General features: G+C 65.0%; 21 protein-coding genes. 3 read left to right on the top strand and 18 right to left on the bottom strand.

Annotated elements, in window-relative coordinates; translation table 11 throughout:
* Window positions 1-189 precede the first annotated feature (189 nt).
* The 3 genes from RD110_RS07050 (at window position 190) to RD110_RS07040 (ending at window position 3,511) form a co-directional block, all read left to right on the top strand.
* Window positions 190-1,155 carry a GDP-mannose 4,6-dehydratase gene (locus tag RD110_RS07050; protein WP_076197991.1) on the top strand — a complete coding sequence of 322 codons (966 nt, stop codon included), beginning with the start codon at window positions 190-192 and terminating at the stop codon, window positions 1,153-1,155.
* 97 nt (window positions 1,156-1,252) lie between these two features.
* Window positions 1,253-2,791, top strand: a complete 1,539-nt coding sequence (gene lysS, locus RD110_RS07045; RefSeq protein WP_076197989.1) for a lysine--tRNA ligase — start codon at window positions 1,253-1,255, stop codon at window positions 2,789-2,791.
* 12 nt (window positions 2,792-2,803) lie between these two features.
* Entirely contained in the window at window positions 2,804-3,511 is a 708-nt protein-coding gene (locus tag RD110_RS07040) for a mechanosensitive ion channel family protein (RefSeq protein ID WP_239467264.1), read from the top strand.
* Between the two features lie 4 nt (window positions 3,512-3,515).
* Here RD110_RS07040 and nagZ read toward each other — a convergent pair whose 3' ends face one another.
* From nagZ to fabD, 18 genes are all read right to left on the bottom strand, one after another.
* Window positions 3,516-4,574: a beta-N-acetylhexosaminidase gene (gene nagZ, locus RD110_RS07035; protein WP_076197987.1), complete on the bottom strand. Its 1,059-nt coding sequence runs from the start codon at window positions 4,572-4,574 to the stop codon at window positions 3,516-3,518.
* Window positions 4,575-4,587: 13 nt separating this feature from the next.
* Entirely contained in the window at window positions 4,588-4,980 is a 393-nt protein-coding gene (gene acpS, locus RD110_RS07030) for a holo-ACP synthase (protein WP_076197985.1), read from the bottom strand.
* Window positions 4,981-4,991: 11 nt separating this feature from the next.
* Complete coding sequence (locus RD110_RS07025) at window positions 4,992-5,732, bottom strand: pyridoxine 5'-phosphate synthase (protein WP_076197983.1); 741 nt, start codon at window positions 5,730-5,732, stop codon at window positions 4,992-4,994.
* A gap of 21 nt (window positions 5,733-5,753) precedes the next feature.
* A complete protein-coding gene (recO, locus tag RD110_RS07020) occupies window positions 5,754-6,503 on the bottom strand; it encodes a DNA repair protein RecO (RefSeq protein ID WP_076197981.1) in 750 nt (249 codons plus the stop codon).
* Between the two features lie 3 nt (window positions 6,504-6,506).
* Window positions 6,507-7,457 carry a GTPase Era gene (gene era / locus RD110_RS07015; RefSeq protein ID WP_157900367.1) on the bottom strand — a complete coding sequence of 317 codons (951 nt, stop codon included), beginning with the start codon at window positions 7,455-7,457 and terminating at the stop codon, window positions 6,507-6,509.
* A gap of 110 nt (window positions 7,458-7,567) precedes the next feature.
* A complete protein-coding gene (gene rnc, locus RD110_RS07010) occupies window positions 7,568-8,248 on the bottom strand; it encodes a ribonuclease III (RefSeq protein ID WP_076197977.1) in 681 nt (226 codons plus the stop codon).
* A 1-nt stretch (window position 8,249) separates the two neighbouring features.
* Window positions 8,250-8,603: a DUF4845 domain-containing protein gene (locus tag RD110_RS07005; protein ID WP_076197975.1), complete on the bottom strand. Its 354-nt coding sequence runs from the start codon at window positions 8,601-8,603 to the stop codon at window positions 8,250-8,252.
* 18 nt (window positions 8,604-8,621) lie between these two features.
* Complete coding sequence (lepB, locus tag RD110_RS07000; protein WP_076197973.1) at window positions 8,622-9,587, bottom strand: signal peptidase I; 966 nt, start codon at window positions 9,585-9,587, stop codon at window positions 8,622-8,624.
* Window positions 9,587-11,395 (bottom strand): translation elongation factor 4, encoded by a 1,809-nt coding sequence (gene lepA / locus RD110_RS06995; RefSeq protein WP_076197971.1) that lies wholly within the window; start codon window positions 11,393-11,395, stop codon window positions 9,587-9,589. The genes lepB and lepA overlap by 1 nt, the downstream gene beginning before the upstream one ends.
* A gap of 509 nt (window positions 11,396-11,904) precedes the next feature.
* Window positions 11,905-13,377 (bottom strand): DegQ family serine endoprotease, encoded by a 1,473-nt coding sequence (locus RD110_RS06990; protein ID WP_076197969.1) that lies wholly within the window; start codon window positions 13,375-13,377, stop codon window positions 11,905-11,907.
* A gap of 111 nt (window positions 13,378-13,488) precedes the next feature.
* Complete coding sequence (locus tag RD110_RS06985) at window positions 13,489-14,559, bottom strand: MucB/RseB C-terminal domain-containing protein (RefSeq protein ID WP_076197967.1); 1,071 nt, start codon at window positions 14,557-14,559, stop codon at window positions 13,489-13,491.
* Between the two features lie 24 nt (window positions 14,560-14,583).
* Window positions 14,584-15,336: a sigma-E factor negative regulatory protein gene (locus tag RD110_RS06980; protein ID WP_338053086.1), complete on the bottom strand. Its 753-nt coding sequence runs from the start codon at window positions 15,334-15,336 to the stop codon at window positions 14,584-14,586.
* A gap of 94 nt (window positions 15,337-15,430) precedes the next feature.
* Window positions 15,431-16,087, bottom strand: coding sequence for an RNA polymerase sigma factor RpoE (gene rpoE, locus RD110_RS06975; RefSeq protein WP_076197963.1), 657 nt, complete (start codon window positions 16,085-16,087; stop codon window positions 15,431-15,433).
* On the bottom strand, window positions 16,084-16,572 hold the full coding sequence (locus RD110_RS06970; protein WP_076197961.1) for a hypothetical protein: 489 nt from the start codon (window positions 16,570-16,572) through the stop codon (window positions 16,084-16,086). The genes rpoE and RD110_RS06970 overlap by 4 nt, the downstream gene beginning before the upstream one ends.
* Before the next feature lie 73 nt (window positions 16,573-16,645).
* Window positions 16,646-17,890, bottom strand: a complete 1,245-nt coding sequence (gene fabF, locus RD110_RS06965) for a beta-ketoacyl-ACP synthase II (RefSeq protein WP_076197959.1) — start codon at window positions 17,888-17,890, stop codon at window positions 16,646-16,648.
* Window positions 17,891-17,965: 75 nt separating this feature from the next.
* On the bottom strand, window positions 17,966-18,205 hold the full coding sequence (gene acpP / locus RD110_RS06960) for an acyl carrier protein (RefSeq protein ID WP_076197957.1): 240 nt from the start codon (window positions 18,203-18,205) through the stop codon (window positions 17,966-17,968).
* Window positions 18,206-18,323: 118 nt separating this feature from the next.
* Window positions 18,324-19,070 (bottom strand): 3-oxoacyl-ACP reductase FabG, encoded by a 747-nt coding sequence (fabG, locus tag RD110_RS06955; protein ID WP_076197955.1) that lies wholly within the window; start codon window positions 19,068-19,070, stop codon window positions 18,324-18,326.
* The gene (gene fabD, locus RD110_RS06950; RefSeq protein ID WP_076197953.1) at window positions 19,067-20,035 is read right to left on the bottom strand and encodes an ACP S-malonyltransferase; all 969 of its coding nucleotides are present in this window, start codon (window positions 20,033-20,035) and stop codon (window positions 19,067-19,069) included. The genes fabG and fabD overlap by 4 nt, the downstream gene beginning before the upstream one ends.
* Between the last annotated feature and the right edge of the window lie 32 nt (window positions 20,036-20,067).

The raw sequence follows: 20,067 nt of genomic DNA, 5'->3' as shown, positions 1-20,067 counted from the left end.
AGCGGTCACGTGAGCCAGCGGCGTGACAGGTCGGATAACGCCTTAACATACCAGCCAGCAAACTGCTTGCCTCCAAGCCGTTACTTTTTGGAGAACGTCCGTGCCCGGCAATATTTTTGACCTCTCTTGTCATGACGATGCTCGCCGGTGCAGCGCGCGGCGTCGTTTTAACGTCATCGAAATCACCAGATGAAAGCCCTCATCTGCGGCATCGGTGGCCAAGACGGCGCCTACTTGGCACGTCACCTACTCGACAAGGGCTACGAAGTCTGGGGCACCTCGCGCGACGCACAGTTGGCGACTTTCGACAACCTGCGCAGGCTCGGTATCCGCGAGCGTGTGACCACGCTGTCGATGGCCACGAACGACTTCCGAAGCGTGTTGCAGGCGCTGACCAAGAGTCAGCCTGACGAGGTCTACAACCTGGCGGGCCAGACGTCGGTCGGCCTGTCCTTCGAACAACCGACCGAGGCGCTCGAAAGCATCGCCACGGCCACGCTCAACCTGCTGGAAGTCATCCGATTTCTCCGGGCGCCGATCCGCTTCTACCAGGCCGGCTCGAGCGAATGTTTCGGCGATGTCGGCGAAATCGCCGCTACCGAAACCACGCATTTCGAGCCGCGCAGCCCCTACGCCGTGGCCAAGTCCACCGCCCACTGGCTGGTGGTGAACTACCGCGACGCCTACGGCCTGTACGCTTGCAACGGCATTCTGTTCAACCACGAATCCGCCTTACGGCCTTCGCGTTTCGTCACGCGCAAGATCGCGCAGGGCGCGGTGCGCATCGCGCGCCGCGCGACCGAAAAACTGGTGCTGGGCGACCTCGGCATCCGGCGCGACTGGGGTTGGAGCCCGGAATACGTGGACGCGATGTGGCGCATGCTCCAACTCGACAAGCCACAGGACTTCGTCATCGCTACAGGCGTGTCGAGCTCCTTGCAGGAATTCGTGGCCGCGGCGTTCGCCGAGGTCGGGCTCGACTGGCAGGCCCATGTGGTACAGGACGCGCAGTTTTTCCGTCCGACGGAAATCCGCCACAGCCGTGGCGATGCGTCCAAGGCCCACGCGCACCTCGGCTGGAAGGCGACGATGAACATGCACGACGTGGCGCGGGCCATGGTGCGGCACGAGCTCGATCCGACGCTGCCCTTGTAAATCCGCTCTGGAGCGGGCCGAACCGCCCCGCCGGAAAACTTAGAATCGCAGGTTCCGGCCAATTTCGCCGATCCTGATCATTCCCGAACGGTTTCCCATGTCTGAACAAACCCCATCTCCCGCCAGTGCGCCCGCCACCGACGACAACCAATTGATCGCCGAGCGCCGCGAAAAACTCAAGGCGATCCGCCAGCGGCAGGTAGATGGGCTGGGCGTGGCTTTTCCGAACGACTTCAAGCCGGCCGACCACGCGGCCAAGCTGCTGGCGGCGCATGGCGCCAAGGAGGCCGAGGAATTGGTGGCGCTCGGCGCCACGGCGTCGGTGGCCGGCCGCATGATGCTCAAGCGCGTGATGGGCAAGGCCAGTTTCGCCACGTTGCAGGACAGCACCGGCCGCATCCAGCTCTACGTGACGCGCGACGACGTGGGCGAGGAAACCTACGCCCGCTTCAAGCACTGGGACCTGGGCGATATCGTGGCCGCCGAAGGCCGTGTCTTCAAGACCAAGACCGGCGAGCTCTCGATCCACGCCACCAGCGTGCGCCTCTTGACCAAGAGCCTGCGACCTTTGCCCGACAAGTTCCACGGCATGGCCGACCAGGAACAGAAGTACCGCCAGCGCTACGTGGACCTGATCACCGACGAGTCCGCGCGCCAGCGCTTCGCCGCACGCAGCAAGGCCGTGAGCGCGCTGCGCGAGTTCATGGTCAGCCACGACTTCCTCGAGGTCGAAACACCGATGCTGCACCCGATCCCGGGCGGCGCCAACGCCAAGCCGTTCAAGACGCACCACAACGCGCTCGACCAGGAGATGTTCCTGCGCATCGCGCCGGAGCTCTACCTGAAGCGGCTGATCGTCGGCGGTTTCGACCGCGTGTTCGAGATCAACCGCAGCTACCGCAACGAAGGCATCTCGGTACGCCACAACCCCGAGTTCACCATGATGGAGTTCTACGCGGCCTACTGGAACTACCAGGACCTGATGGACTACACCGAGAAGCTGATCCGTGACGCCGCGCAGCGCGCCACCGGCTCGCTGCAGCTCACCTACGCGGGCAAGCCGGTGGATCTGAGCCAGCCGTTCGAGCGGCTCACCATCGTGGAGGCCATCCGCAAATACACCGAGGCCGGCGACCACGTGAACGATGCCCAATGGCTGACGGATGCGCTCAAGAAGCTCGGCCTGAACGAGGCCAAGAACAAGCTCGCCGGCCGCTCGCTGGCCAGCCTGCAGGTGCTGTATTTCGAGGAAACCGTGGAAGAGAAGCTGTGGCAGCCGACCTTCATCATGGAACACCCGACCGAGATCTCACCGCTGGCGCGCGCCAACGACGAGCGCCCGGAAGTGACGGAACGCTTCGAGCTCTACATCACCGGCCGCGAATTCGGCAACGGCTTCTCGGAACTGAACGACGCCGAGGACCAGGCCGCACGCTTCAACGCCCAGGTGGCCGCCAAGGACAGCGGCGACGACGAGGCCATGTTCTACGACCACGACTTCGTGCGTGCGCTCGAATACGGCATGCCGCCCACCGGCGGTTGCGGCATCGGCATCGACCGGCTGATGATGCTGCTGACGGACAGCCCGAGCATCCGCGACGTGATCCTGTTCCCGGCGCTGCGTCGAGAGGGCTGAGGCATCTTGAAGTTGGCCTGGTCGCAGAGCATCGGGGCGAACATCGGCGCCCTGGCGGACAGCACGCGGCTGAACCGCTACAGGACCTACATCCCCGAGTGGGCGCATGAGTGGCTGGACGTCATCGTGCCCGGCCTGCAGATCCTGCTGATCGTGGTGGTGGCCATGCTGCTGCACCACACGGTGCGCCGGCTGCTGCGCCGCGCCGCCAGGCTCTACCACCTGCCGATGGAGCTGGTGCGGCCGATCGGCGGCGTGGTGCGCTGGTTCATCATCGGCGGCGCCTTCCTGATGTGCCTGGAACGCCTGGGCGTGTCGGCCACGGTGTTGTGGACCGCATTCTCCAGCTTCGCGGCCGTGGGCGCGGTGGCCTTCTTCGCGGTGTGGAGCGTGCTGTCGAACTTCTTCTGCGCGCTGTTGATCTTCACCGTGCGGCCGTTTCGCATCGGCGACTACATCGAGATCATCGACAGCGGCGAAAAACCCGGCGCGCGGGGCCAGGTGATCGACATCGACATGCTGTTCACCACGCTGCGCGACGTGGACGCGGCCGAGCCCAACACGCAGTTGCACGTTCCGAACACCTTGATCTTCCAGAAGATGGTGCGCCACTGGCGCCATGCGCCCTACCCGCGCGAGCCTTCCGCCGTGCACCCTGGACCGCCAGCGGCGGCGGAGCCGGCCGCCGAGCCAGAACCAGCCCCCTCCAAGCCGGAGTGAGGCCTTAAGGCACCATCCACAAGGCTTGTACGTAAGCCGGCTGTGTCATCAGTTCGTCCCAGTCCGGCGACGGTGTGACGGGCAACAGCACGCGGCGCCGGGCTTCGGAGGCCTCTTCGGGCTGCCAGTGCCCCTTGACCTGGGCCTCGGCCAGGCCGGCCAGCAGTTCGTCGACGGCGGCGCCGTCGCCCAGGCTCTGGTTGCACAGCAGCACCATGTCGCAGCCCGCCTGCAGCGCCGCCAGCGCAGCCTCGGTGTACCCCACGTCGCGTCCGCCGATGCGCCTGGCGGCCGCCATGCTCAGGTCGTCGCTGAACACCGCACCGTGGAAGTCGAGCCGGCCGCGCAGGATGTCCTGCAGCCATTTCGCCGAAAAGCCGGCCGGGCGCTCGTCGATCTTCGGATAGACCACGTGCGCTGGCATCACGGCCGTGAGCGTGGTGCTGAGCCAGCCGTAGGGCGCGGCATCATCGGCCAGGATGGCCTTGAGGCTGCGCCGGTCCACCGGCATCTCGGTATGGGAATCGGCGCGCACATGGCCGTGGCCCGGGAAATGTTTGCCGCAGTTGGCCATGCCGGCTTGCAGCAGGCCCTGCATCAGGCTCTTGGCCAGCAAGGCCGCCACACGCGCATCGCTGTGGAAGGCGCGGTCGCCGATGACGCTGCTTTCGCCATATTCAAGGTCGAGCACGGGCGTGAAGCTGAAATCCACGCCACAGGCCCGCAGTTCCGCCGCGAGCACGTAGCCGCAGGCCGTGGCCACGTTGGTGGCACGCATGGCGTCTTCCATCCAGATCTCGCCGAGCCGGCGCATCGGCGGCAGGTGCGTGAAGCCGTCGGTCTTGAAGCGCTGCACGCGGCCGCCTTCGTGGTCGACACAGATGAGCACGTCGTCGCGCACGGCCTTGATGTCGCGGCACAGGGCGGTGAGCTGCGCGCGGTCCTGCCAGTTGCGTGCGAACAGGATCAGGCCGCCGGTGAGCGGGTGGCGCAGGCGCTCGCGGTCGACCGCGCTCAGGCGGGTGCCGGCGATGTCGAGGATGACGGGGGCGTGCTGGTGCATGGTGTCTCCAGGTTCAATTTTTTTCCACCACCACGAAGCTCGCGGCGTATTCGCTCTCATCGGTCACGGTCACCTGGGCGCTGAGGCCCTGGGCCTCGAACCACGCCTTGAGCCCGTCGTGCAGCACGATCACCGGCTGGCCGCTCTTGAGGTTGCCGATCTCGCACAGCCGCCAGGTCATCGGCATGCGCATGCCCAGGCCGATGGCCTTGCTGAAGGCCTCCTTGGCGCTGAAGCGTGTGGCCAGGTAACGCACGCCGCGCTCGGGCCACCTCGCGCCGCGGGCGCGCCAGGTGGCGAGCTCGGCGTCGCTCAGGATCTTTTCGGCGAACCGGTCGCCATGCCGCTCCAGGCTTGCGCGGATGCGACGGATGTCGCAGATGTCGGTGCCGATGCCGAAAATCATGCGCTGCGCTCTCAGGCTTCGGCCATGCAGCGCAGGTAGTCGCGCACCGTCGCGGCGTAGCCGAGCTCGAGCGCGTCGGCGATGAGGGCATGGCCGATCGACACCTCCCGCACAGCCGGGCAGGCGCGCAGGAAGGCGGTGAGGTTGTCGCGGCTCAGGTCGTGGCCCGCATTCACTCCCAAATCGATAGCAGCCGCCGCTTGTGCAGCCTGCGCAAACTGCGCAAAAACCTCATCATTTCGAGCCGTACCAAAGGCGCTCGCAAAACTTTCGGTGTAGAGCTCGACGCGGTCCGCGCCCACGGCCTTGGCCGCAGCCATGGCATCCGCCTGCGGATCCATGAACAGGCTCACGCGCACGCCGAGCGACTGTGCCTCCCGGATCAGCGGGCGCAGGCGTTCGCCGTCCTTGTCCAGATCCCAGCCGTGGTCGCTGGTGAACTGGTCTTCGCTGTCGGGCACGAAGGTGCATTGGGTGGGCCGCACATCGCGGATGAAACCCATGAGGTTCTGGAACGGATTGCCTTCGATGTTGAACTCTCGGCCCGGCCAGTTTTTCATGAGGGCCGCCAGCTCGGGCACGTCGGCCGCGCGGATGTGCCGCTCATCGGGCCGCGGATGCACGGTGATGCCGTGCGCGCCGGCCTCCAGGCACAACGTGGCAGCGCGCGTCACGCTGGGAATGCCGAGGTGGCGCGTGTTGCGCACCAGCGCGACCTTGTTGATGTTGACGGAGAGAGCAGTTTTTGACATGGCAGCGACTACGGCGATTTTTTACAGCGATTGAAGGTCGATCATCATCCGCCGCGTGTGCAGCGTGGCGACACCGCAATGGTAGTGCAGCAGGGCACGCAATTGCGGCTTCAAACCATTCGCCACCTCGGCGCAGGCGCGCAGCGTCGCGAGAAACGGAGCCCCGTCTTGCAGCCCGCGTTGCAGCGACTGCCACTGCGCGCCGCTCAAGCTGGCCCGGTCGTCCGCATGACTCTGGCGCAGCCCGCCTTCGGGGACGAGACTGTAGCGTTCGGCACCGATGAGCGGGGCCATGGTCAGCGTCTGCGCGTCGAGCAGGGGCAGCAGGCCGATCTCGCGCAGCAGCAGCAGTTCGAAGGCGCGCAGCGCCGGCTCCAGCGCCTCCCCATGCTCGGAAGCCAGCACCTGCACCACGGCCGCATAGGCGTCGAACAACACCTGATGCGGATCGTCGCGCGCCAGCAAGCGCATCAGCAGTTCGTTGAGGTAGAGCCCGGACAGCAGTGCATCGCCCGTCGGCATGACATGCCCGCCCACCCATTCCGCGCCCTTGAGGTTGCGGATCTCGGACTCCCCGCCGAAGCTGACACGCAGCGGCTGCAGCGGCAGCAGGATGGGCCGGAAATTGGAGGTGGGCTTCTTCGCCCCCTTGGCCACCAGCGCCACGCGGCCCTGGTGGCGCGTGAACACGTCCAGGATCAGGCTCGACTCGCTCCAGTCGTAGCGGTGCAGCACATAAGCGGGTTCTTCGTGGGGACGCCGGGTCGCCACGGGTCACTCATAACCAAAGCTGCGGACTCTGGCTTCGTCATCCGCCCAGCCGGAGCGGACTTTCACCCACATCTCGATGAACACCTTGGCATCGAGCGCCTTCTCTAGCTCGACACGGGTTTCCATGCCGATGCGCTTGATGCGTTCACCCTTGTCGCCGATCACCATGGCCTTGTGGCCGTCGCGTTCGACGACGATGGTGGCGGCGATGCGCAACAGGCGCTTCTGCCCCTTCTTGGCCGGCGGCTCTTCCTCGAACTTGTCGATGACGATGGTCGAGGTGTAGGGCAGCTCGTCGCCGGTCAGGCGGAACAGCTTCTCGCGCACCGTCTCGGAGGCCAGGAATTTCTCGCTGCGGTCGGTGAGTTCGTCCTCGGCATACCACCAGGCCTGCTGCGGCAGGAACTTGGCGCAGATGTCGAACAGGCGCTCGATGTCCTTGGCGTTCTTGGCCGACATCGGCACGAATTCGGCGAACGCGTGGCGCTCGTGCATGGTCTTCAGCCAGGGCGCGATCTCGGCACGGCGGTGGATGTTGTCGAGCTTGTTGGCGATCAGCAGCACCGGGATGTCCTGCTTCAGCAGCGACAGCACCTTGGCGTCGGCCAGCGTGAAGCTGCCGGCCTCGACCACGAACAGGATCAGGTCCACGTCGCCCACGGCGCCGAGCACGGTCTTGTTGAGCGAACGGTTCAGCGCGTTGTTGTGGTGTGTCTGGAAGCCCGGCGTGTCGACGAAGACGAACTGCGTCGCGCCACGCGTGCGGATGCCGGTGATGCGGTGGCGCGTGGTCTGGGCCTTGCGCGAGGTGATGCTGATCTTCTGCCCGACGAGGGCGTTGAGCAGCGTCGACTTGCCGACGTTGGGCTTGCCGACGATGGCCACCAGGCCGCAGCGTTGCTCTGCCACGGGCACGAGGCTGTCGCCCGGCGCCTTCTTCAGCGACGACAACATGCCGTCGATGGCGCTCAGCTGGGCCTCCAGGTTCTCTGGTTGGTCGGGCTCGGGCGCGTCGGCGGAGGTCGTGTTTTCGGTCGGATTCATGGGGGCCTTCTGCGCAGAGGTTAGCGCTTGGAGTTCAATTTGGCCAGCATGGCCGCGGCCGCGGCCTGTTCACCGGCGCGCCTGGAGCCGCCGATGCCGCGCTCCACCAGTCCCAGCTCGACAATCTCGCATTCCACATCGAAGGTCTGCCGGTGCGCCGCGCCCAGCGTGCTCACCACGCGGTAGGCCGGCAGCTTCATTTTGCGGCCTTGCAGCCATTCCTGCAGTTCGGTCTTGGAGTCCTTGGCCGTCGCCGCCAGTTCGGCGTTGATCTGCACGGCCTGGAACAGGCGGTGCACCAGCTTTTCCGCCACGTCGTAACCCGCGTCGAGGTACACCGCGCCGATCACCGCTTCCAGCGCGTCGGCCAGGATCGACGGCCGTTTGCTGCCGCCGGACTTGGCCTCGCCCTCGCCCAGGCGCAACACCGCGGGCAGGCCCATCTCGACCGACAGCAGGTGCAGCGTATCCTGCCTGACCAGGCTGGCGCGCACGCGCGACAGGTCGCCCTCGGGCATGGCACTGAGCCGCGCGTAGAGCAGGCTGGCCACGGCCAGGTTCAATACCGAATCGCCCAGGAACTCGAGCCGCTCGTTGTGGTCGGCTGAAAAACTGCGGTGCGTGGTGGCGCGTACCAGCAGCCGCTCGTCCTTGAAGACATGCTGCAGCCGTTGCTGTAGCGCCAGAAGTCCGTCGTTCACGCTATTTGGAGTGTCCGGCGTACTTGATCAGCAGGTAGGCCGGGCCGAACAATTCGATTTCCTTGTTGTAGGCGAAGCTCACGACGACCTTGTCGCCGTTCTTGCTCACGTCCAGGTCCTTACCGCTGATCGAGGAGATGTCGTCGATGGTGGCGGCCTTGTCGAAGATGCTGCGCACTTCGGGCACGGTGTTGCCTGTCTTGGCCTTTTCAACGGCTTTCAGGATCGCCTGGTGCTCGATCACCGTCGGCACCACCTTGGCGCCCACGATGAAGATCGAAACTCCGAGCGCCACCATGACCACCAAGCCCAGAAAGGAGATGCCGCGCTGGTTGCGCTTCGGCGGATATTTCATGACGAGCTTTTCCTTCGGTTAATGGAACGAGCCGATGCGCTTGAGGCTGCTGAAGTTCATCCAGATGAAAAACGCCTTGCCGACGATGTTCTTATCGGGCACGAAACCCCAGTAGCGCGAATCGAGCGAATTATCGCGGTTGTCGCCCATCATGAAATACTGGCCTTCAGGCACCTTGCAGGTTACGCCTTCCACGGTGTAGCGGCAGTTCTGTTTGAACGGGAAATCGTCCACGCCGGGCACGAAGGCCGGCCGCTCGTCGTCGTTGAGCAGGCGGTGCGGCTGCCCGCCGAGCTGCTCCTCGTATTGCTTGAAATACCGCATCGTGTCCTCGTCGAAGAACTCCGGCACGGAAGTCGTCGGCACGGCCTGGCCATTGATGGTGAGGCGCTTGTTGAGGTAGGCCACTTCGTCACCGGGCACGCCGACCACGCGCTTGATGTAGTCCAGGCTCGGCTTGGGCGGGTAGCGGAACACCATCACGTCGCCCCGCTGCGGCTTCGTGCCTTCGGTGATCTTGGTGTTGAGCACCGGCAGGCGGATGCCGTAGTGGAATTTGTTGACCAGGATCAGGTCGCCGACCAGCAGCGTCGGGATCATCGAGCCCGACGGGATCTTGAACGGCTCGAACAGGAAGGAGCGCAGCAGGAACACGATCAGGATCACCGGGAACAGGCCGGCGGTCCAATCGAGCCACCAGGGCTGCGCGAGGATGCGGTTGCGCGCTTCGGCCGTGGTGTTGTCGACCTGATTGATGCCCATCTTGTTGAGCTCGCCCTGGCGTCGGGTGAAGTCGGCCTCCAGCGTGGCGGCAGCTTGGCGGCGGCGCGGCGCGAAGTAGAGACGTTCGGCCAGCCAGTACAGGCCGGTGACCACGGTGGCCAGGAACAACAACAGCGCGAAGTTGCCTTCGAGTTGCCCGAAATACCAGGCGCCGGCGTAGCCCACGAAGGCCGCCAAAATGATCGAGGTCAGGATTTGCATCAGTCTTCTACTTGCAGAATGGCCAGGAAGGCCTCTTGCGGCACTTCCACGGAGCCGATTTGCTTCATGCGTTTCTTGCCGGCTTTTTGTTTTTCGAGGAGCTTCTTCTTGCGCGAGATATCACCGCCGTAGCACTTGGCCAGAACGTTCTTGCGCAGGGCCTTGATTGTCTCACGCGCGATGATGTTGGCCCCGATGGCCGCCTGGATCGCAACGTCGAACATCTGCCGCGAAATGATCTCGCGCATCTTGGCCACCACGGCGCGGCCGCGGTACTGCGACTGCGAGCGGTGCACGATGATCGACAACGCATCCACCTTCTCGCCGTTGAGCAGGATGTCGACCTTGACCACGTCGGACGCGCGGTACTCCTTGAACTCGTAGTCCATCGAAGCGTAGCCGCGACTCACCGACTTGAGCTTGTCGAAGAAGTCGAGCACGATCTCGCCCAGCGGCATCTCGTAGGTCAGCACCACCTGGCGGCCCTTGTAGGCCATGTTCATCTGCACGCCGCGCTTCTGGTTGGCCAGTGTCATCACCACGCCCACGTATTCCTGCGGCATGTACAGGTGCACGGTGACGATGGGCTCGCGGATCTCGGCCATCTTGCCGACATCGGGCATCTTCGACGGGTTCTCCACCATGATGGTTTCGCCGTCGCTCTTCATCACCTGGTAGACCACGCTGGGCGCCGTGGTGATCAGGTCCTGGTCGAACTCGCGCTCGAGCCGCTCCTGCACGATCTCCATGTGCAGGAGGCCGAGGAAGCCGCAGCGGAAGCCGAAGCCCAACGCCTGGCTGACCTCGGGCTCGTACTGCAGCGACGCGTCGTTGAGCTTGAGCTTCTCGAGCGCGTCGCGCAGCGAGTCGTATTCGCTGGCTTCGGTCGGGTACAGGCCCGCGAACACCTGCGGCTGGATTTCCTTGAAGCCGGGCAGCGCTTCGGTGGCCGGGCCCAGGTTGTTCGGCAACTTCTTTTCGAGTGTGACGGTGTCGCCTACTTTGGCGGCCTGCAGTTCCTTGATGCCGGCGATGATGAAGCCCACCTCGCCCGCCTCGAGCGATTCGCGCGGCTGGCTCGCCGGCGTGAACACGCCGAGGTTGTCGGCGTTGTAGACCGCGCCCGAGGCCATCATCTTGAAACGTTCGCCGCGGCCGAGCCGGCCATCGACCACGCGCACCAGCATCACCACGCCGACATACGGGTCGAACCAGCTGTCGATGATCATGGCGCGCAGCGGCGCGTTCGGATTGCCCTTGGGCGGCGGCACCTTGGCCACCACGGCCTCGAGGATCTCGTCGATGCCCACGCCGGTCTTGGCCGAGCACGGGATCGCATCGGTGGCGTCCAGGCCGATCACGTCCTCGATCTCGGCACGCGCGTTGTCCAGATCGGCGTTCGGCAGGTCGATCTTGTTCAGCACCGGCAACACCTCGACACCGAGCTCGAGCGCCGTGTAGCAGTTGGCCACGGTCTGCGCTTCGACGCCTTGCGAAGCGTCCACGACAAGCAATGCACCTTCGCATGCCGACAGCGAACGACTGACCTCGTAGGAAAAGTCCACATGGCCCGGTGTATCGATCAGATTGAGGTTGTAGACCTGCCCATCGAGGGCCTTGTAGCGCAGTGCGGCGGTCTGCGCCTTGATAGTTATCCCACGCTCCTTCTCGATGTCCATCGAGTCGAGAACCTGGGCTTCCATGTCGCGCTCCGCGAGTCCGCCGCAACGCTGGATCAACCTGTCAGCAAGTGTTGACTTGCCATGGTCGATGTGCGCGATGATGGAAAAATTTCTGATGTGATTCATCAACGAGACGCTTTAAGTAATTGAATTTAATAGGCGCGGAAAAGAAAAAAGGGCGCGTTCGTGAAAACGCGCCCTGAACCAACAATCTTTGGCAACTGCGATAGCTGGGACTTCATTGTAGGCAAAAAGCACGCTTCGCAAACCCCGCGCCGGGTCGATCAGGGAGCGTTGCAAGGTCACAACATGGTTTTTATACACAGCTTATTCACAGTTACGGTGGATAGTTATCTGAACAACTTGTGGGTGATCTGTGGATCGCCTGTGAGCCGCAGGATTCCGTACCGCATGGTGGTTTCCAGGGTTTTCGATATGCTCATAATGGCTAGAGCCAGGGCCCGATTCTATCCAAAATCGTCATTAGCCAGATCCGAAAGTTAGCATCCGCAAACTTGAAGCCAGGCCGAACCGCCCTGAGAAATTTTTGTTACAGCCGTTGCTGGAGCCTTCGAACGCCCGGAAAAGCCCCAAACCCCAGCCTGGTTTGGGGGCTTTGGCCCAGCGCCTGCCGCTCAGCGACTCGGCCGGATCAGCGCATAACTGGCCCATTCGCCCCGGCGGAACAGGATGTTGACCGGCTTGGTCTTGTCGGTCTTGGCGACCGCCGCCTCGAAGTCGCGCACGCTGGCGATCTCGGTGTTGGCAATGGCCACGATCACGTCTCCCTCGCGCACGCCGGCGCGTGCGGCACCATCGGTGGCCGCATCGACCCGCACGCCGCCCTTGAGCTTGAGCTCCTTCTTCTGCGCGTCGGTGAGGTCGCTGATGGCCAGGCCGAGCAACTGGCCGCCGGGCGATGCCTTGGGCTTGTCTTCCTTGTCGACGGCCTTCTTCACGGGCTTGTCGGCCTCGATCTCGGCGATCACCACCGTCAGGTCCTTGGTACTGCCACGGCGGAACACCGTCAGCACGCTCCGGGTGCCGGGTTTGGTGTTGCCCACCATGCGCGGCAGGTCAGAGAACTTGGCGATCTCCTTGCCGTCGAACTTGACCACGATGTCCCCCGCTTCCACGCCAGCCTTCTCGGCCGGCGATCCGGCTTCGACGCCGCGCACCAGCGCGCCTTGCGGCTTGCCCAGACCGATCGACTCGGCCACGTCCTTGGTGACCTGGTCGATCTGCACGCCGATGCGGCCACGCGAGACGCGGCCCGTGGTGCGCAATTGCTCGCTGACACGCGTGGCTTCGTCGATGGGAATCGCGAACGAGATGCCCATGAAACCACCCGAGCGCGAATAGATCTGGCTGTTGATGCCGACCACTTCGCCGCGCATGTTGATCAGCGGGCCGCCGGAGTTGCCGGGATTGATCGCCACGTCGGTCTGGATGAAAGGCAGGTAGTCGCCGGTATCGCGCTGCTTGGCGCTGACGATGCCGGCCGTCACGGTGTTTTCCAGGCCGAAGGGCGAGCCGATGGCCATCACCCACTCACCCACCTTGAGCCGGCCCACGTCGCCGAGCTTGACCGCGGGCAGGCCGGTGGCCTCGATGCGGACCACGGCCACGTCGGTGCGCTTGTCGGAGCCGATGATCTTGGCCTTGAACTCGCGCTTGTCGGTCAGCGTGACGATGACCTCGTCCGCGCCTTCGACCACATGGGCGTTGGTCATGATCAGGCCGTCGGTGCTCAGGATGAAGCCCGAGCCGACGCCGCGCGGTGTCTCCTCGTCCGGGTCGGCACGCGGAGGCCGCGGCGCCTGGCGCGGCTGGTTCGGCTGGCCCGGAATCGGCACGCCGAAGCGGCGGAAGAATTCGAGCATCTCCTCGTCCATGCCGTTGGCGCCATCGGCCTTGGCCGAGGCCTTCTCCAGCGTGCGGATGTTGACCACCGAGGGCCCCACCTGTTCCACCAGGTCGGTGAAGTCGGGCAAGGTGCGGGTCTGGGCCCACACCGGCTGCGCGGGCAGCAGCGTCGCCGAGGCGGCCACGGCCATCATCCCCGCCAGGGCGAAGGAACGCATTTTCTTCAGATCGACTTGCAACATCTTCGGGCCTTTTTTTCCAGGAATCGGGTGTGGGTCAGCCGGGGCGGCCGGCTTCCATGCGCGCCGCACGGGTGCATTTTTTCAGCTGCGGCTGCAGCAGGATATGGTGGTTTATTTGCTGCGCTCAAGGGCTTGCGCAAAAGCTTTCAGCGTTTGCGGCGGTACTTCGCCGACCACGGTGATCCACCAGTCGTTGACGTGCTGCGACAGCGACTGCGTGGCACCCATGGCCATGAAACCTTCGTGCGCATGGCGTGCCGGATCGAAATCCTCGACGAACACCGAGACCGAGGCCAGGCCGTCGGAAAAAATCCATTGCAGCGTGCCATCCGGCTTGCCGGCCGCCACGGGAGCGGCGTCCGCGGACGGGGCGCCGGCGCCCGTAGGCCGCTTGAAGCAGCTCATCGGCTTGAAGCCGGGAATAGCGCCCTTGAGCGACCACCCCTCGGCCAGCGCCGTGGTCTTCTGCATCTCGACCTTCTCGATCCGGTAGCCGGCGGTGTTGCCCATCATGGCCGCGAGTTTGTCCATGCGCACCGGCGCATCGAGCTGCAGTTCGGAAAAGGCGGCCTGCTCGAGCACGCTCCCGTCGGTATCCAGCGTCTGCAGCTTGACCACCAGGCCGCTTTTCTTCTCGCTCCAGATGCGGTAGCCGTAACGCAGTTTGTCCTTGGGCACGAGGCGCACCACGTCGGCATCGAAGCCGGCCACACGTTCGCTGCCGACACGCTTGGCGCCGTAGAACTCGGGGATCGACGAGTCGCCGGTCTGCAGCAGGTTCGGAAACAAGCCCAGCGATTCGCGGCGTTCGGTCTGGGCCACCTTGCTGTCGGGCAGGAAGGTGATCACCTGGTCGTTGCGGCGGAAGGTGGAGCGCGGCGCGCCAGTGAGCGTCTCGACACGCTCCATCTGCTGGTCACCGTTGCATACGTGCCAGATGCGGGCGCTCGACAGGCTGCCCGAGCCCGAGGAAACCACGAAGGTGCCCACATAGGCACGTTTGCGCGAAGCGTTGTGCATGCGCAGCAGCCAGTCGCTGACGCTGCGTTCGGCACCCGGTTCGCCGGCCGCCTGAGGCTCGGCCTTGGGCGCGGCGGGCGACACCGGCTGCGCGGCCAGCGGCCAACCGGCAAGCCCGCAGGCCAGCACCAGCAGCGTCTTGGCGAGAAACTCAGTTCGCATCACAGGCTTTCAGGAACCGTGGCCTCAGCGCGCGGGGGCGTCGAAGGTGGCATTGCGCAGGAAGCCAGCGGGCATCTGCAGCGCCGAGGTGCCGCCGAACTGTTTGTGCGCGGCCATCAACTCGTCGAGCCGGCGGTCGCGGATCATGACCTGCGGCTCCCCGCCGGGCAACGTCACGGCCTGGACGGTCTGGCTGGGTGGCACCGGCGCGGCGGCCGGCATCGGCGCGGAGAACTGCACGAGCTGGATCGGCGAGGCGGCCGCCATCGGACCGAGTTCACTCGAGACGCTGGCCAGCGTGGGGGCCGACACCAAGGCGATCTGCTGCGAGGAGGCCTGCGACGCGCCGGGCATGCCGGGTGCGCCGATCAGGTTCCAGCCGATGGCCGCGACTGCGGCCATCGAGGCGAATCCGGCCACCATCTTCCAGCGGAAGGCAGGCTCGTTGGCAGCCATCGGCAATGCCGTGGACACCGGGGCCCCATTGGCCCGCCCGGCCACGGCATCGGCGACCGCCACCTGCGAGGGCTGTTCCACGGGCACGGGACGCGCGAAGCCGGGCTCCTGCTTCAGCCGGCCCTGCAGGCGCGCGAGAAAGGCGCCGTCGCCTTCACACCGCGCCAGCTCACCCGAACGCAACACGTCGCCGATGAGGTGGTAACGGTGCCAGGTGGCGCGGGCCTCGTCATCGTGCAGAACGTGGTCGACGGCCTGCGCGAAAGCGGTGCCGCGCAACTGGCCGTCAGCCAGCGCCGACAGCATTTCGTGTTTGTTCAAGCTATGTTCCGTATCCATCTGAATCACCTCATTCCTGCCCTGCGAGCACGCTTCAGGCCATTGTTGCCCCGCCCTTCCTCTTTCGCCATCCGGTTCACCATCGTTTGCCCGCCTGGTTTTCCAGCAGCGGCTTGACGCGGGCGGATATCGCCTCGCGCGCCCGGAAGATGCGCGAACGCACCGTGCCGATGGGGCAGTTCATGGCTTCCGCGATGTCTTCATAACTCATGCCTTCGATCTCTCGCAACGTGACCGCCTGGCGCAAATCCTCGGGCAGCGCCTCCATGGCCGCATTCACCATGGCCGAGATCTGCTGGGCCGCCAGCACTGTGTCAGGGGTCTCGTAGCTGATTGGTTCGCTTTCCCGGCGGGAAGTTTCATCTTCGTCGTCGGACGGGCGTAAAGCGGCTTCGCTGACCGTCGGGTCGCGCTTGAAATCCATCAGTGTCTTTTTCGCCGTATTCACGGCGATACGGTAGAGCCAGGTGTAGAACTGGGCATCGCCGCGGAATTTCGGCAGCGCGCGGTAGGCACGGATGAAGGTTTCCTGCGCGATGTCCTCCACCAGGTCCACGTCGCGCACCATGCGCCCGATCAGGCGCTGAATACGGCGCTGGTACTTGATCACCAGCAATTCGAACGCGCGCTGATCGCCCGCGACGGTGCGCTCGACCAGCATCAGGTCGCTGTCGGTGGCGACGGCGGATGCGGCAGGCGGGGGCGGCTCGACAGGAGGCGGCGTGGTGGTCATGTTTCAGGCGAGGCGGGCGCCGCGGGCTTGACGGCATTCGGTTGCGCATCGTCCGACACGGCCCGTGATTCGGCGCGCGAATATACCGCACGGCGCAGATCGCCCCAGCGTTCGGGCATGTTCGTCCATTCGAGCCAGCACCACAGCCGGTGGCCACTGTCCAGATGCAGGCACAGCAACAGCCGGTCCTGCAGATCGAGATGCAGCTCCAGCCGGGCCGGTTCGGCCTGTTCGCCCGGGTTCCAGAGCCAGACCTGGCCGTCCCAGCGCAGTTCGCCCGGCACCATGGCACGCCAGCTCGACCAGGCCGCCCCGCCGGCCAGCGGCAGGCACGCCAACACCAGCCACTGGCGCCAGCCCATGGCCGCTGCCCCCAGGCACCACCAGGCCGCCAGTGCCGCGGCGAACAGCCAGATGGCGAGCAGCAGCCGGCCGAAAAAAAGCGAACGCCCCACCGGATAACTGACCGATGGGGCGTTGTGCATGGTTCAAGCCGGGAGCTTCAGAAGGATCGTGCCAGGCCGCGGCCCGCGGTGGAGAAAGCGGCCGGGCGTGGCATCAGACGCGCTTGAAGACCAGCGTGCCGTTCGTGCCGCCAAAACCGAAATTGTTCTTCACGGCAATGTCGATCTTCACATCACGCGCGGTGTTGGCGCAGTAGTCCAGGTCGCATTCCGGATCCTGGTTGAAGATGTTGATCGTCGGCGGACTCTTCTGGTGGTAAACCGCGAGTGCGGTGAACACACTCTCGATCCCGCCGGCACCGCCGAGCAAGTGGCCGGTCATCGACTTGGTCGAATTCACCAGCGTCTTCTTCGCATGGTCGCCCAGCGCCAGCTTGATGGCATTGGTTTCGTTCAGATCGCCCAGCGGCGTGGACGTGCCGTGCGCGTTCAGGTAGTCGACTTGGTCCGGGTTGACGCCGGCGTTCTTCAACGCCATCTGCATCGAGCGGCGCGGGCCGTCCACGTCGGGCGCGGTCATGTGGTAGGCATCGCCGGTCAGGCCGAAACCCACGATTTCGGCGTAGATCTTGGCGCCACGGGCCTTGGCATGTTCGTATTCCTCGAGCACGACCACTCCCGCGCCTTCGCCGAGCACGAAGCCGTCGCGGTCCTTGTCCCAGGGGCGCGATGCGGTCTTGGGGTCGTCGTTGCGAAAGCTCAAGGCGCGGGCTGCGGCGAAACCGCCGATGCCCAGCGGCGACATGGTGGATTCGGCGCCGCCTGCGATCATCACGTCGCAGTCGCCGTATTCGATCATGCGCGCCGACTGGCCGATCGCATGCAGCCCGGTGGTGCAGGCGGTGACGACCGCCAGGTTCGGGCCCTTGAAGCCGAATTTGATCGACACATGGCCCGAGATCATGTTGATGATGGACGCGGGCACGAAGAACGGCGAGACCCGGCGCGGGCCGCGGGCCACGAGTTCGGCATGCGTGTTCTCGATCATCGGCAGACCGCCGATGCCGGAGCCGATGTTGCAACCGATGCGCGTGGCTTCTTCCTCGCCGAGCGCGTCGCCGGTGGGCAGACCCGAATCGGCCACCGCCTCGATGGCCGCGGCCAGGCCGAGGTGGATGAAGCGGTCCATGTGGCGCGCTTCCTTCTCGGGAATCAGATCGGTGATGTTGAAGCCTTTGACTTCACCGCCGAATTTGCACGCGAACGGGGTCGCGTCGAAACTCTGGATGAAATCGATGCCGGACTGGCCGGCCAGCAAGGCCTGCCAGGAGTCGGCCACCGTGTTGCCCACGGGACTGACACAGCCTAAGCCTGTAACGACGACACGACGACGGGTCATAAGTATTTGGGTTGGTTAGCCGCCAACAGGGCGGAATCATGCCGCGCGATGCCTGCGCACCGCGCTGCAACCGCATCAGGCCTTCTGGTGGCTGGTGGCGTAGTCGATGGCGTTCTGCACGGTGGTGATCTTCTCGGCGTCTTCGTCGGGAATCTCGATGCCGAATTCATCTTCCAGGGCCATGACCAGTTCCACGGTATCGAGCGAGTCGGCGCCGAGGTCGGCCACGAAAGCTTTTTCGGCGGTGACCTGGGTTTCTTCCACACCCAGTTGTTCTGCAATGATTTTCTTAACGCGTGCTTCGATATCGCTCATGGTTCCCTCTGAGGGTTGTAAAAAGAATCCGTGATTTTAGCCGCGCCCGGGGTTTTGACCCCGGCGCGGCTGCCGAACGGATTTAACGGCTGGGTTCTTCGAAAAAGTCGGCTCGCGCCTACATGTACATGCCGCCGTTGACGTGCAGCTCCTGGCCGGTCACGTAGGCGGCTTCGGGCGAGGCCAGATAGGCCACCGCATGGGCCACGTCGGCCGGCTTGCCCAGGTGGCCCAGCGGGATCTGCGAAAGCAGGGCCTTCTGTTGTTCGTCGGGCAGGCTGGCGGTCATGTCGGTGTCGATGAAGCCGGGCGCCACGCAGTTCACGGTGATGTTGCGCGAACCCAGTTCACGGGCCAGCGCGCGGGTCATGCCGGCCACGCCGGCCTTGGCCGCGGCGTAGTTGGCTTGGCCGGGGTTGCCGGAGGCACCGACCACCGAGGTGATGCTGATGATGCGGCCGTAGCGCTGCTTCATCATCGTGCGCATCACGGCGCGGCTCATGCGGAACACGGCACGCAGGTTGGTATCCATCACCGCGTCCCAGTCCTCGTCTTTCATGCGCATGGCCAGCGTGTCGCGCGTGATGCCGGCGTTGTTCACCAGCACCTGCAGGCCGCCGAATTCCTTGGCCAGCGCCTCGACCGCGGCTTCGGCCGTGGCGTCGTTCACATTGAGCTTGCGGCCGCAACTGCCCGGAAAGGCCGCCAACGCCTCGTCGATGCGCGCCGCGCCCTCGTCGGTGGTGGCGGTGCCAATGACCTTCAAGCCGCGCTGCGCCAACGCCAGCGCGATGGCCGCGCCAATGCCGCGCGAGGCGCCGGTGACGAGGGCCACCTGGCCTGCGAAAACGATGGGTTCGCTCATGCTGCAGCACCTTCCAGTTGAGTCTTGACTTCGGCCAGCGTTGCGGCGTCGAACAGCGGCAGGCCGGTGAGTTCGGCATCGATGCGCTTGGCCATGCCGGCCAGCACCTTGCCCGGCCCGCATTCGACCAGCGTGTGCACGCCACGCGCCTTGATCGCCGCCACGCACTCCACCCAGCGCACCGGGCCGTAAGCCTGGCGCACCAGGGCGTCGCGCATGCGGTCGGCATCGGTCTCCACCGACACGTCGATGTTGTTGACCAGCGGAATCTGCGGCACGGCGAACGTGGTGTCCGCCAGCTTCACGCGCAGCTTCTCGGCGGCGGGCCGCATCAGGCTCGAATGGAAAGGTGCCGACACCGGCAGCGGCAAGGCGCGCTTCGCACCTTGTAATTTCAGCACTTCGCAGGCCTTCTCGACCGCGGCCTTGCTGCCGGCGATCACGGTCTGGGCGGGGTCGTTGAAGTTCACGGCCTCGACGATCTCAAGGGATTGGCCTTCGGCACGCAGCGTCGCGGTGACTTCGGCGCAGCCGGCAATGACTTTCAGCGCATCCATGCCGAGGATGGCCGCCATGGCGCCGGTGCCGACCGGCACCGCGTCCTGCATGGCCTGGGCACGGAAGCGCACCAGCGGCGCGGCCTGGGCCAGCGTGAGCACGCCCGAAGCGACGAGCGCCGAATATTCGCCCAGCGAGTGACCGGCCACCACCGAAGGCGCCACACCGACTTCGGCCATCCAGACGCGGTAGGCGGCGACACCCGCCACCAGCATCACCGGCTGGGTGTTGGTGGTCAGCGCCAGGGTTTCCTTGGGGCCTTCCTGGATCAGCCGGCCGACGTCTTCGCCCAGGGCTTCGGAGGCTTCGCGCAGCGTCTCGGCGACCACGGGATGCTCGCCCCACGCATCGAGCATGCCCACGGATTGCGAGCCCTGGCCCGGAAAGATGAATGCAAAAGATTTCATGATTTCAGATCGAAACAGCCGCCAGCACAGAT

This window comes from Rhodoferax koreense (assembly GCF_001955695.1).
GTDB classification, from domain to species: Bacteria; Pseudomonadota; Gammaproteobacteria; order Burkholderiales; family Burkholderiaceae_C; genus Rhodoferax_B; species Rhodoferax_B koreensis.
This window is presented reverse-complemented; position numbering and strand designations above follow the sequence as displayed.